The 13219-nt window shown below is 55.1% G+C and carries 12 protein-coding genes and 1 riboswitch; of the genes, 5 read left to right on the forward strand and 7 right to left on the reverse strand.

Annotation, left to right across the window (positions count from 1 at the left end; translation table 11 throughout):
- Positions 1-403: 403 nt before the first annotated feature.
- From A1355_RS21185 to vapB, 5 genes are all read right to left on the reverse strand, one after another.
- Positions 404-2002 (reverse strand): hypothetical protein, encoded by a 1599-nt coding sequence (locus A1355_RS21185; RefSeq protein WP_064031277.1) that lies wholly within the window; start codon positions 2000-2002, stop codon positions 404-406.
- Positions 2003-2580: 578 nt separating this feature from the next.
- Complete coding sequence (locus A1355_RS21190; protein WP_064031278.1) at positions 2581-2991, reverse strand: type II toxin-antitoxin system HicB family antitoxin; 411 nt, start codon at positions 2989-2991, stop codon at positions 2581-2583.
- Positions 2988-3170: a type II toxin-antitoxin system HicA family toxin gene (locus A1355_RS21195; RefSeq protein WP_064031279.1), complete on the reverse strand. Its 183-nt coding sequence runs from the start codon at positions 3168-3170 to the stop codon at positions 2988-2990. Before A1355_RS21195 ends, A1355_RS21190 begins: the two co-directional genes overlap by 4 nt.
- 122 nt (positions 3171-3292) lie before the next feature.
- Positions 3293-3694 carry a type II toxin-antitoxin system tRNA(fMet)-specific endonuclease VapC gene (vapC, locus tag A1355_RS21200; protein WP_064031280.1) on the reverse strand — a complete coding sequence of 134 codons (402 nt, stop codon included), beginning with the start codon at positions 3692-3694 and terminating at the stop codon, positions 3293-3295.
- Between the two features lie 4 nt (positions 3695-3698).
- Positions 3699-3932, reverse strand: coding sequence for a type II toxin-antitoxin system VapB family antitoxin (gene vapB, locus A1355_RS21205; RefSeq protein ID WP_064031281.1), 234 nt, complete (start codon positions 3930-3932; stop codon positions 3699-3701).
- 239 nt (positions 3933-4171) lie between these two features.
- Positions 4172-4386, forward strand: a riboswitch (cobalamin riboswitch).
- Positions 4387-4498: 112 nt separating this feature from the next.
- Here vapB and A1355_RS21210 point away from each other — a divergent pair.
- Positions 4499-7390 carry a ribonucleoside-diphosphate reductase subunit alpha gene (locus tag A1355_RS21210; protein WP_082885695.1) on the forward strand — a complete coding sequence of 964 codons (2892 nt, stop codon included), beginning with the start codon at positions 4499-4501 and terminating at the stop codon, positions 7388-7390.
- A complete protein-coding gene (locus tag A1355_RS21215) occupies positions 7387-8499 on the forward strand; it encodes a ribonucleotide-diphosphate reductase subunit beta (RefSeq protein ID WP_197471874.1) in 1113 nt (370 codons plus the stop codon). The genes A1355_RS21210 and A1355_RS21215 overlap by 4 nt, the downstream gene beginning before the upstream one ends.
- Positions 8500-8503: 4 nt before the next feature.
- Here A1355_RS21215 and A1355_RS21220 read toward each other — a convergent pair whose 3' ends face one another.
- The gene (locus A1355_RS21220) at positions 8504-9046 is read right to left on the reverse strand and encodes an ankyrin repeat domain-containing protein (protein WP_064031282.1); all 543 of its coding nucleotides are present in this window, start codon (positions 9044-9046) and stop codon (positions 8504-8506) included.
- Between the two features lie 169 nt (positions 9047-9215).
- Between A1355_RS21220 and A1355_RS21225 the strand changes: the two genes are divergently transcribed.
- Positions 9216-10106: a LysR substrate-binding domain-containing protein gene (locus A1355_RS21225; RefSeq protein WP_064031283.1), complete on the forward strand. Its 891-nt coding sequence runs from the start codon at positions 9216-9218 to the stop codon at positions 10104-10106.
- Here A1355_RS21225 and A1355_RS21230 read toward each other — a convergent pair.
- The gene (locus tag A1355_RS21230; RefSeq protein WP_064031284.1) at positions 10060-10812 is read right to left on the reverse strand and encodes a PEP-CTERM/exosortase system-associated acyltransferase; all 753 of its coding nucleotides are present in this window, start codon (positions 10810-10812) and stop codon (positions 10060-10062) included. The genes A1355_RS21225 and A1355_RS21230 overlap by 47 nt on opposite strands.
- Before the next feature lie 379 nt (positions 10813-11191).
- Here A1355_RS21230 and A1355_RS21235 point away from each other — a divergent pair, with 379 nt between their 5' ends.
- Entirely contained in the window at positions 11192-12607 is a 1416-nt protein-coding gene (locus A1355_RS21235) for a sensor histidine kinase (RefSeq protein ID WP_064031304.1), read from the forward strand.
- Between the two features lie 38 nt (positions 12608-12645).
- Positions 12646-13218, forward strand: a complete 573-nt coding sequence (locus A1355_RS21240; RefSeq protein ID WP_082885694.1) for a hypothetical protein — start codon at positions 12646-12648, stop codon at positions 13216-13218.
- The last annotated feature ends 1 nt before the right edge of the window (position 13219 follow it).

The raw sequence follows: 13219 nt of genomic DNA on the forward strand, positions 1-13219 counted from the left end.
GCGCTCCGAAGAGTTTGGACGGTTTTTTTCGAAGGGGCACCCAACCCCTGCGAAAAACGCGATGCATCCTTGCATCGCCCCTAACGGGCTGATCCGCCCAAACCCTCCGGTGCTCGGCGCGGCATCAGGGGATAAAACCATCCCAAAATCGAAGGTTATAAACTCATGATCGGTAGGTCCGATTAGCGAAGCGTAATCGGACACATGTTGTCCGACTGTTTTCAATAATAAATATCTGAAGACAAGTTAGTTTCGCGAATAGAGAACTCGGCATTCATGTTGTTCATAATGAATCAGTTTTAATAAAACTTTACTTTAAATTTAAATTTTATGAGGCTAATTTTGTAAAATAAAACATTCGTCCGATTACGCTTTGCTAATCGGACCTACGCGCTGTCGTGAATTATGAATAGGCAGGATGATAATATTGAACTCCTATCGGCGTGAGCATATAACATTCTCCGAAATTTGATTCCGCCTCCAATTCCGCCATTTTTTTTGCACCATCAAAATCATGTCCCAATATCTTAATCACATATTGGGTCGTAGAGTTATTTTCTTCATCATTGGTTAAAACATCAAATAGAAAAATTTTCTTTTTTGAATAGTTATTTGCTATTTTTGAGAAAATAATATTCATTGCATGAATATCAATATCCGAGAACACTATAACACCATCCTTGTATTCAAGGGAGAGCATATCAGATGAACACTCTACTATATGAATCAGTCGTTCTTGAGAATAATCCTTAAGGAAAGCAAAGATAGCATCGTAGTTAATGTAAAACCATTCTTTAACATTGTCATTGTCATAAACAATGCCTTTATAAATCGCATTATCAAAGTAATGAGTTTTCGATATTCTAATCTCAACCAATGTTTTTTTAATTTTTTCCAAGTCTTCACTTTTAAGTGGTATGTATGGTATATATCTAATAACAGCATATTTGCCTGATTCAATGGGATCGAAATTATCATTTATCATGTCATTCAGTCGATCTTGCAGCAAAAAACCAATTGTACCTTTTTTGTTGGCTTGCACGTCTATATACAAATAAGCATGTTCTAGCTTACAATTCATGTGAATGATTGTTGCGGCATGCCTGCTAGAGTTTATAAAAATAACATATTCAAATATGCCTTTATCGAACAACTCAACCAATCCTTTGAAAATACTATCAACTTCGGTTTCAGAGCATTGACGCTCAATGTTGTTCGAGAACTCATAATTAACTCTATCAGTAATCACAAACTTATATTTATTCCTAATATATATCGAGACAAAACCACCTCTATCAAAAGCCGGATTTTCACCATGTATCATGTAATAAATATCAGGCTGCCAATGGATTTCATTCTTTGTCACGTATAATCCACTATAAGCACCACCAATACCATGACCAATGGTATTATTATGTGCACTATAACTTTGGAGAAGGGCAATCATCCGTAACAACATCATTTCATCTGCCAACGGATTACCCCATTCATTCTCTCTAGATTCGTTAAAAGAATGATAAAACGACGACGTATAGCGTTGAAAATCCTCTGATGCCGAGCCAAAACTTATAAACTTATCAGTCACTATAATGCAAGGCGATCTCTTATTATCTATCACATATATTTTTGGCTTATCTTCGCAACAAGCAATCAAAATCTGAACTAACTCGTGTAATTCGAAAGATGGATAGTTTTTTATTGAAAAATCGATTGCTTGAGAAATACTTCTTCCTGATTCCAGATGCTCCTTAATGAGGCCTATTACCTCTTCCCCTATTCGAATATCTCCGGCAAATGTAAATGCAACGTTATTTGATGAATATAATTTAAACGCCTTTTCGTAAACATATTTTTTTCCATCAAGCACTCTTCCTTGCAGTTCGCCAAATGTCGTCTTATCACTCAAAGATACATATTCTTTCCGCTCCTCACTGTATGTAACAGCGCTATCGGCAATCAAAAAGGCAGCGGTTTTTGAGGTCCATCCTAAGCAATATGTCATTGTTTACCTTGGCTCTATGTGAATCCTAAGGCCGTAAGACGCAATCCGTAGCTGTTGGCCTTCAAGCATTCGGCGCATGACGCTATCGCTAATGCGCCCGACAAAATCTCGCAAATATTAGACGGTTTCGAATTTCACGGCGGGGTTTTCTCCCGTTTTGCCGCGCCGAGCACCGGAGGATTTGGCGAGATTAGCCGCTCGTTTTCGGAGGGCTAGGACAGCCCTTCCGAAAATCCTTCGGAGCGCTGGATGTGCCGAGTTAGCTAAGCGGCATCCGGGCCGCCAGCTGACTCGCGCCATCCAGGCACTCGCACTTCGTGCGCGGTTGGCGTCCAAATCTGCTCCAGGCAGATTTGTCTTTGGATACTTTCTTTTCGACTGCATGAACGCAGGAGTTAGGGCAACGCCGGGAGCAGTTGCCGAGGCGACGCACAAATTCGCCGGGAGCGAATTTGAACAGCCGGTAGGCTGGCCCGAAGGGCGAAAACCAAGGATGGTTTTCGTAGCGAAAGTATCTCGGCTATCGGTCCGCGAACCGACATCAAAGTTAAGCCGTCGCGCCGGCGACACCAACCCAATCAAGCTGCCGGATGCCTCTCGACATATTCCAAAGCCGCTTTGGCCAGCAATCCGGAGCGGGTATCGCCGAATCGCGCGGCGGCTTGGTCGATGGCGGCCAGCACTCGTTCCGGCAGCGTGATATTGACCCGCTTGGCTTTGCCGGACAGTTTGGACAGATCCACTTCGACGACCGCCCAAATCCAGCCGGCGAATTCCGGGTCGGCCTGATGCTTGGCAATCGGCGCGGCTTCCGGAATGGCTTGGCCGTCTTCGATGACCGTCTCCATCCATAATTCGATGGCTTCCTTGGCATTTGCTATCGCTTCGTCCAAGCTGTCGCCGGCGGAAAAACAACCGGGCAAATCGGGCACCACGACACCATAGGCGTGGGTTTCGTCGCCGCTTTCGATGGCTATTGGATATCTCATTTCAAACCTGCCTGCTTCAATAATTTGTTGACCAGTCCGTGGCCCAAGTCCTTGCGCGAATGCGGCACACTGATATGCCCTGGCTTGGATGGATGAGTAAAAACGTGATGCGAACCTTTCACGCCTCGCAATAGCCAGCCATCGTTTTGCAATTGCTTGATTAATTCCGCGCTATTCATGGTGTGTATTATACATACTACTTAATCTGAAACAGTCCAGTAGATGAGGTAAACAACCTGCACAACATCATTCGCGATTGATGCGCTTCGCTACCGCTCAGCACATCCTACCCACTAAAAAATCACGCCAACCAATTCTCCATCAATAACCCCGGCACGCGTTCGAACTCCCGCAAGTTGTTGCTGACCAGTATCAAGCCATGGCTGCGGGCATGAGCGGCGATATGCAGGTCGTTGACACCTATCGGCTGGCCGATCTTCTCCAACGCGGCGCGTATGCCGCCGTAATGCATCGCGGCGCCGTCGTCGTAAGGCAATACCTGTAAACGGCTGCAAAAGTCTTCTACCGTGGCAAGATTTCGCTCGGGAAATTGGCTTTTCTCGGCACCGTGGATTAATTCGGCCAGGGTCACGGCGGAAATCGCCATGCGGCCGTGATGCCGGTTGAAGGTCGCCAACACCTCGATCGGTCGCCGCTTAATCACATAGATGACGATGTTGGTGTCGAGCAGATATTTCAGCATGCGCTTAAAAACTCTCGCGCTCGCCTTGCTGCTGGCCAGGGCGTTCGTTTAGAAAATCGTCGCTGACGCTGGGACCGTCGAGAAAAAAACTGTCCCAGGCCGCGTCCGCAGGGGCAATGATGCGCTCCTGCCCGACGGCACGAACCTCAACTTTTTTGACGCTGTCGGGAAAGCGCATGTCGGCGGGCAGGCGCACGGCCTGACTGCGGTTGTTGGTAAATACGGTACTGGTCGTCATGGGCGCCTCCGGAATGCTATATACAAGCAATATATCCCCGCGTCCGTATCACGTCAATCAAGCCTTCGGAGTGTCTCGACAGATTCCAACGCAGCGTTCGCCAACCATCCGGCAGGACAGTCACCGAAGCGGGCGGCGGCCTGCCGGTATCGATTCCCAGGCACTATATACGGGAAATTCCAATAAAATATTCACAATATATAGTGAATATCGCCTTGACAGATCGTTTTGCCCCGCCTAAACTCCCTCGCCAAGACGGTTCCCCCCGAAGGGGATTAAAAGGGAATCCGGTCGGCGCTTGCGTTTCTCGCATGATCGCCGGAAAGCCGGAGCTGCCCCCGCAACTGTAATCGGCGAGTCTTGGTTCAAGCATGTCACTGGACGCGAGTCCGGGAAGGCGAACCCAGGCGACGACCCGAGAGCCAGGAGACCTGCCCTCGAAACCTTTATCAACCGGGAGCGGGGTGTCTCCGAGGGCGATGGTCGATGTCGCGGATTGGGCCTTACCCGGTCGCGCGCCCACCGTTGCGGCTTTGCGCCTCCCCGCTGCCTTCGTGGAGAATCGCATGGACACCGCCACCGCCCGACCTATCACCAACACCTCCGGCACCGAAGCCGTTCATCACAGCCCACTACCCGCGCGCGATAGCGGCTTGGAAGTCATCCGCCGCGATAGCTCCGTGGTCGCCTTTCGGCCGGAAAAAATCGCCGTTGCCATCACCAAGGCCTTTTTGGCGGTCGAAGGCCAACACGGCGTCAATTCGGCGCGGATTCGCGAGCAGGTGGCCGGGTTGACCGCCAGCGTCGTCGAGGCGTTGACCAGGCGTCTGCCCGGCGGCGGCACCGTGCCTATCGAGGATATTCAGGACCAGGTGGAATTGGCTTTGATGCGCTCAGGCGCCCACGACGTAGCCCGCGCCTATGTGCTGTACCGGGAGAAACACGCCGAGCAACGCGCTGCCCGGCAAGCCGGCGACAAACCCGCTCCCGCTTTGCACGTGGACGACGACGGCCAACGCCTGCCCTTGGACAGCGCCGGGTTCATCGCCTTGTGCCGCGAGGCCTGCGCCGGGCTGAACGATGTCGATGCCGAGACGGTCTGGACGCAAACCCTGCCCAATCTGTACGACGGCATGCCGCTGGCGGCTGTGCGCCAGGCCCTGGTGCTGGCCGCGCGGACCTTGATCGAAGCCGAACCCGATTACGGCAAGGTCGCCGCGCGCTTGTTATTGAGCAATTTGCGCCTGGAAGTACTGGGCATGGCGGCGACTCAAGCGGCGATGAGCAAACATTACCCCGCCGATTTCGCGGCATTCATTGCGGCCGGCATCGCCGCCGAATTGCTGGACCCGCGTCTGGCCGAATTCGACTTGGAAAAGCTGGGTCAGGCTCTACTGGCCGAGCGCGATCTGCAATTCGACTATCTGGGCTTGCAAACCCTGTACGACCGCTATTTTCTACACGTCGACGGCCGCCGCATCGAATTGCCGCAGTGGTTTTTCATGCGGGTGGCGATGGGCTTGGCGCTAAACGAAATCGACCGCGAGGCGTGGGCGATCGAGTTTTACCGTCTACTGTCCAGCTTCGATTTCATGTGCTCGACGCCGACCTTGTTCAACAGCGGCACCCGCCACCCGCAACTGTCGTCGTGCTACCTGACCACGGTCTCCGACGACTTGGACGGCATTTATCAAGCCATCAAGGAAAACGCGCTGCTGCAAAAATACGCCGGCGGCCTGGGCAACGACTGGACGCCGGTGCGGGCGCTGGGCAGCCGGATCAAGGGCACCAACGGCCACAGCCAGGGCGTGATTCCGTTTTTGAAAGTGGTCAACGATACCGCCGTCGCGGTCAATCAAGGCGGCAAGCGCAAGGGCGCGGTGTGTGCCTATCTGGAAAACTGGCATCTGGATTTCGAGGAATTTCTGGAGCTGCGCAAAAACACCGGCGACGATCGGCGCCGTTGCCACGACATGAACACCGCCGCCTGGGTATCGGACCTGTTCATGCAGCGGGTAAGAAACAACGGCGACTGGACCTTGTTTTCGCCGGTGGACACGCCGGACTTGCACGAGCTTTACGGCGCGGCCTTCGCCGAAGCTTACCGAGCCTACGAGGCCAAGACCGAGCGCGGAGAGATTAAATTGTTTAAACGCATCGGCGCGGTACAACTTTGGCGCAAGATGCTGACCGTGCTGTTCGAAACCGGCCAGCCGTGGCTTACCTTCAAGGACGCCTGCAATCTGCGTTCGCCGCAGCAACACGCCGGGGTCATTCATAGCTCCAATCTGTGCACCGAAATCACGCTGAATACCTCGGTCGACGAAACCGCCGTTTGCAACTTGGGTTCGGTGAATCTGCCGGCGCATTTGGTCGAACGCGGCGGCGTCTGGCAATTGGACAACGACAAGCTGCGCCGCACCGTCGCCACCGCGATGCGGATGCTGGACAACGTCATCGACATCAACTATTACGCGACGGCCAAGGCCCGTAACGCCAACCTGCGCCACCGTCCGGTTGGGCTGGGCATGATGGGCTTCGCCGATTGTCTGCAGCGCATGGGGTTCGGTTACGCCAGCCCGGAAGCGCTGGAATTCGCCGACCGCTCGGCGGAAATGCTGTGCTATCACGCCTACCAAGCGTCGGCGGATTTGGCCGAGCAGCGCGGCCGCTACAACAGCTTCGCCGGTAGCTTGTGGCAGCAAGGTTTGTTGCCGCCGGACACGCTGGAACGCTTGGCTGAAACGCGCGGCGACTTGGGCGTGCCGTCCGGCGGACAGTTGGATTGGCAAGCCTTGCGCGAGCGCATCGGCCAAGTCGGCATGCGTAATTCCAACTGCATCGCGATTGCGCCGACCGCGACCATTGCCAACATTGTCGGCGTGTCGGCGACCATCGAGCCGATTTATCAAAATCTGTACGTCAAATCCAATCTGTCCGGCGAATTCACCGTGGTCAACGCCGCACTGGTCCGCGAGTTGAAGGCGCTGGGTTTGTGGGACGCGGTGATGGTCGCCGACTTGAAATACTTCGACGGCTCGCTGGCCGCCATCGAACGGGTGCCGGCCGACCTCAAGGCGCGTTTTGCCACCGCGTTCGAAATCGACCCGGAATGGCTGATCGAAGCCGCCGCCCGCCGCCAGAAGTGGATAGACCAGTCGCAGTCGCTGAATTTGTACGTCGCCGCGCCGACCGGCAGTAAACTGGACCGTTTGTACCGGCTAGCCTGGCAACGCGGTTTGAAGACCACTTACTATTTGCGCGGCTTGGGGGCGACGGCGATGGAAAAAGCCGGCGGCACTGGCGATTACGGTTCCTATGCTTCGCGTGGAAACCCGGTGGAGGACGCTCCGAAGGCGGGAACCGCAGAGCGGTTCGAACTGCATTCCCACGCTGAGCGTGGGAACGATATAAAAGTCTGCTCGATCGCCGACCCGGATTGCGAGGCCTGCCAATGAAGGCTGGATTAGCATTCGACGATTGGGATTTGCCGGTCGCGCCACCGAAGCCGGAAAGTTCCGAGGCCGGCGGCCGGAGCGATGGAGGTCGGGCCGATGCGGCCTTGCCGCCGATCCAGACCGAGCAAAAGCGGGTGGTCAACGGCCAGGCCGACATCAACCAACTGGCGCCGTTCAAGTACCCGTGGGCCTGGTCGTTTTTCCTGAATGCCAACCGCAACCATTGGACGCCGTTGGAAATCTCGATGGCGCGGGACGTACACGATTACCAGCACAAACTGACGCCGGCCGAGCGCCATGTGTTCGAGAACGTGCTGGCTTACTTAACCACTTCCGACATTCTGGCGATGCGCAACATCGGCCTGGCGGTGATGGAAAAAATGACCGCACCGGAATTGCAAATCTACCAGGCCCGGCAAGTTTACGAGGAAGCGCTACACACTTGGACCTACCAGCATTGCATCGAAACCCTGGGGCTGGACCAGCGCGAAATCTATAACCGCTACCGGGTGGTGCCGGAAATTCAGGCCAAGATCGCGCTGGCCAACCGCCGCTTGCACGGCGTGCTGCAATCCGGCCGGCCGTTGACCGACCGCGACGCGCTGCACGAATTTGCGATGGCTTATCTGTTTTTCGCCGCCGTGTTCGAGGGCTGCTGGTTTTACAACGGCTTCAGCCCGGTGTTTGCGTTGCAGCGGCGCGGCCTGATGACCGGCGCCGCCGAGCAACTCCAGTACATCATGCGCGACGAAGTGCTGCATTGCGCGTTCGGCATCCGCGTGGTGCGGCAATTATTGGATGAAGAGAACCTGGTCCTCGACGCCGATGCGCTCCGCCGAATGTGGGACGAAGCCGAAGCGGCGGAAGCGGATTACGCCGGCTACCTGCTACGCGAACCGATCCTGGGCTACAACGCCGGCTTGCATATCGAGCAATTCCGCTTTGTCGCCAATCGTCGCACCCGGCAGCTTGGCCTCATCGAGCCTTTCCCCGGCGCCAAAAACGTCTTACCGTGGCTGGACGAACAGGCCAATCTACGCAAGGAGAAAAACTTTTTCGAAACTCGCGTCACCGAATACCAGAGCGGCGGCGCGTTGGCGTGGGATTGAAGGCTCAACGCAAGCTCGCGAGCGGCCGCAATTTCGCCACGAACCGGTCCAGGCCCTGGCTCCGCGCCAGGCTGGCTGCACTGTTGCCCAACGCGTCGCGCAGCTCGGGATCGGCGCCGTGTCGCAGCAGCAGTTCGGCGATGGTCTCGCGGTCGAATAGCGCGGTCAGCATCAACGCGGTCTGGCCGAGCCGATTACGGTGATTGACGTTGCAACCGGCGCTTTCAACCAGCCAGCGCGCGGTCTCGCGGTCGCCCTTGAAGGCCACGCCCATCAAGGCATCGTTACCCTTGGTATCTTCGGCGCAAGCGTCGGCGCCGGCCGCGTGCAGCGCTTGCACGGCCGGCAGATGGCCGTGGTAAGCGGCCAAAATCAATGGCGGATAGCCGTCTGCGTTGATCGTATTCACCGCGCCGCCGCGCTGTACGTACTCGGCAATTCCGGCCAGATTACCTTCGCGAGACAATTCGTAGATGTCCGCCGCCGGCAAGGGGTCAGCGACCAGGGCCAGCGCGATGCCGGCTAAACGAATGAGTTTAGAATTCATCGGTATCTCCGATTCAATCAAGAATGGCACAAACCAGCATGAGATGCTCCGCACCCAATCAGGAGGTCAACAAACCATGCGGGCTACCGAGAGCCGCTACCCATTCAAAGGGATAGGTTATAGTAACCGCCATGCCGTTTAAAAACTCCCGCCCCTCCGATCGCACGCGATGAATCTACGTGACTTGCAATATCTGATTGCCGTCGCCGATTTGCGCAGTTTCGGCCAAGCCGCCGAACGCTGTTTCATCAGCCAACCGACCTTGAGCACTCAAATCAAAAAGCTCGAAGACGAATTGGGTATACAAATTTTCGAACGCACCAATAAAAAGGTATTGCCGACCGAACTCGGCGAGCAAATCATCGCCTCGGCCCGACGCATCCTGAAGGAACAAGCCAACATCAAGGAATTGGCCGCCACCGCTCAAGACCCGCTGTCCGGGAATCTGCGCTTGGGCGCGTTTCCCACGTTGGCCAGCTATTTGTTTCCACAGCTGGTACCGCTGATCAAACACGCTTTACCGCGCATACGCTTAATACTGGTCGAGGAAAAATCCGAGCAGCTGTTGCAACAACTGCGTGGCGGGCAATTGGACTGCGCGTTGCTGGCAATGCCGATTTACGAGGACTTTTTGGATAGCCAGCCCCTGTTCGACGACGAGTTTTTATTGGCGGTGCACGACGACCACCCGTTAACCGGCAAGGCGACGGTCGCGGCGGACGATTTGAACGGCGAACGCTTGCTGCTACTGGATGAAGGCCATTGCTTGCGCGGTCACGCCCTGCAAGTCTGTCGGACGGTTGGCGCGGACGAGGAGCAGGACGTACGCGCCACCAGCCTGGAAACCTTGCGACAGATGGTCAGAGCCGGAACCGGCATTACCTTGGTGCCGCGCATCGCGGCGCGCGCCGAGGCCGGGCTTCGCTATCTACCGTTTCAGCCGCCGGCACCGAATCGAACGATAGGCCTGGTTTGGCGCAAGACCAGCGCCAGGGACGCGCTGATCCGCGAACTCAGCGAACTGATCCGAACTGCGAGCGACCTGACGCCGTCGCTTTGAGCGCCGCCGGCGCGACGCGGTCGAGTTGGGAAAACCGCAGATATTCGTTTCGGTAATCGGTCAGCCAGAACGGATTCGCCAGAATTTGATCGACGTCCAGTATATAAGGTATGCGCTGGCCGCGGAACTCACAGGGATTGCCGGCTTGCGTCATCTGGAAGCCTTCTTTTTTTACCGCGTGAGCCAAGGATGGCGACACCAGAATAAACCAATGCTTGACGCCGTTACGGGCGCAATACAGCACGGCGGCCCGGTACAAACCCCACATCAGGCTTTTACTCTGTTGACGGTAAGCCCGCAACATCGTGACGTTACCGCCCAAATCCTCGCTGCCCGGCTGAGCCACGCGACGGGCCTGCTTGATCACGCATAAGCGGGAGATCTCCACCGCCTGCAGATATTGCTCTTCCGAAATCGGCGCGACATCGTTGCATTTGTGCTCGAACGGAAACTCGAAGCACTGCGGGTATACCAAACGCAATCCGCCCAACCATTGCTTGGAGAGTTTATCGCGCACCAAAAAATGCACCGAATGATGGTCCCATTCGTCGTACTCCATTTTGTCCGGAAAACGCGATTTGTCTTCGTAGCCCATTTCGTCGCAATAGACTTGGTACCTCAGATTGTAATGAATACGCTGGCTCTCGGGGGTATCTGCCAAAACGACCTCGAAACAACTATCGAAGGTGTGCTGCTGGAAAACCAAGTGAATACTCCTTTAAATTTCAGTGACCGCACTCCCAGTTTACTTTGGGAGCCAGTGTAGGATTTCGATCATCGCGGGGCTGAACCCTGCCTCGCGGCTTGCCTCGTTAGCGCCCTTGCCAGTGAACTCGAGAGCTTATGAAAAACAATCCAGATACCACGCCTAAGCCATTGTTTCTCTTATGCCGGTACTTTTTCGAGCGTATACGGGACCTGAGATTAGCCCATCCAGATGAGATTAACCCTGAAGTTTTGATTAAAATTAAATGAAGACCACCCGGCATTATCCCATCCATTTCGCGGCAAGCAGGCGGGCGCGAACCTACCGAATTCCGGAATTCCCACTACTATTGCATTATGACCAAGGCGGCGACGTTAGGATGAACTTTAAAAAACTGATTTCTTTCAAGGCCCTGACCGCGCTGGGCTTCGTCGCGACCGCAATCCCGCTGTTCGTTGCCGCTGTTCATTCGGCGGCCACGATGCGCGAGGCCTCGGCATTGGGCAGAGAATTGAATACCCGAATATTCGAGCAAACCCAAAACATTCGGCTGGTGCTGCAAAAGACCTCGGACGTGGAGCGCAAGGCGCGCTTGTTCGTTTTGCTGTCCGATCCGGCGCTACGCCAACCCTACGAGCGCGAGTCCTACGAAGCCACCCGAACCACCTTTAAGCAAGCGCTGAACGAACTGTTGAAGCTGCGAGTCGACAACCGCATCGCGCTGCTGGCCAACGAACTGGCCGAGAAAGAAGTCTTGATTTATCAGCAAATCATCGGCTCGGCCAGCGAAGACGATATCAAGCTTCCGTTGGATGAAGCCTTTCAAAGCTTGCGTGAATCGGCCGCCACCCTGTCCAGGGATTTTGAAACCTACGTGGATCAGCGCTTTCGGCAATTGAACCGCCAATCCGCCGCGCTGGAACGGGATGTCATGATCAAGGGCGGCTTGCTAGCGGCGATTTCCGCCTTGCTGGTGATCGGATTGGTCTATGTGCAAATGCGTGCCATCCGCCAATTGGATCGCGCGGTACGCGGCCTGAGCGGCGGTCTGGCCGAGCCGATACTGCTGGACGGCCTGGAAGATTGGCGACAACTCGGGAATCGCCTGGAATGGCTGAGAAACCGCCTGCACGAACTGGAATACGCCAAACATCAAACCATGGCCGGCATGACCCGACAGATCGCCACCCCGCTGGCCGCGTTGAAGATCGGCCTACACTCGCTCGGCCATGGCGGCGATCCGAGTAACCTGCACGACGCGGTCGCCGACCTGCAAGCACTGTACGACGACTGCCTGCGACAGCTAAACGACAGCCAATTCAGCCAGGAGCCGGAAGAAAAAGACTTGATCGACCTGGAAAACTTGATCGACGAAGTGATCAGCGGACTGCGCGCCAAGTTACGCGCCAAGTCGCTGCATTTGAAGAAACAGACCCAACCGGCGGTCATTTCCGGCGTTGCCGACCAACTGCACCTGATCGTCGAACAGTTGTTGCTGCTAGCCTGGGCTCACGCTCCGGAAGACAGCGAAATCACGTTGCGCTTACGTCTCCAGGATACCGAATTGGAGCTGGAAATCGAAGACGAAGGCCCCACCATCAATCCGGCGCTACGCAGCGCGATCCTGGAACCGTTTTTCCGGTTTCCGGCCGGCTCTTTCGGCGATATGGCCGAACTGAATCTGGAAACCGTCAAAACCTATATCGCCAACCACCAGGGCAAATTGGCCTGGGTGGACGGCGAACCCGGCCTGCACGGCAACCGCTTTCGACTATCGCTACCGATGCTCGACTAGAACCGGTAAAATCGCCGTTTAACCCGTGTAACAACCCGATGATGAAATCCAAATTCGCCGTTCTGAGTGTCGCGCTTTTAACCGGCTGCGCCCAAATGGAACCCCAGCCCAGCCCGCCTACGCCAGAATGCTACACACCGCCGAAAGTAGCCAGCGAATTCGACCGGCTGCTGGCGTTCGCCGCGAAAACCGCCGAACTGACCCCAGCGGCTCGCGCCGAGCAATGCAAAGCACTGGTCAAACAAAACAAAGAGGCGCCGAATTTGACCAACCGGCTGCAAATTCTGGTTGGCCGGGTCTTTTCCGACACCTGCGGCGATATTGCGAAAATCCTTGACGACGTCGGTAACCTGCCGCCGGCGGCCTTGCCGGACGAAGCGATGAAGCAATTCGTAACCACCCAAACCGCGACGTTGAAGCAAATTCAAGGTTATTCGAAAAAACTCGGCAACCTGGAACGCAAACAACGAACCGCCCAACCGGCGGAAGCGAAGGAAAGGAGCGATGTCGGAACGCCGAAAACCGACGAGACCCGTTTATTGCGGGAAAAACTGGAAGCCATTCGCTCCATGGAAAAGCAACTCGACGAGAGCGGCGGCGACGCCAAATAAA

Source organism: Methylomonas koyamae (assembly GCF_001644025.1).
Classification (GTDB): Bacteria; Pseudomonadota; Gammaproteobacteria; order Methylococcales; family Methylomonadaceae; genus Methylomonas; species Methylomonas koyamae_A.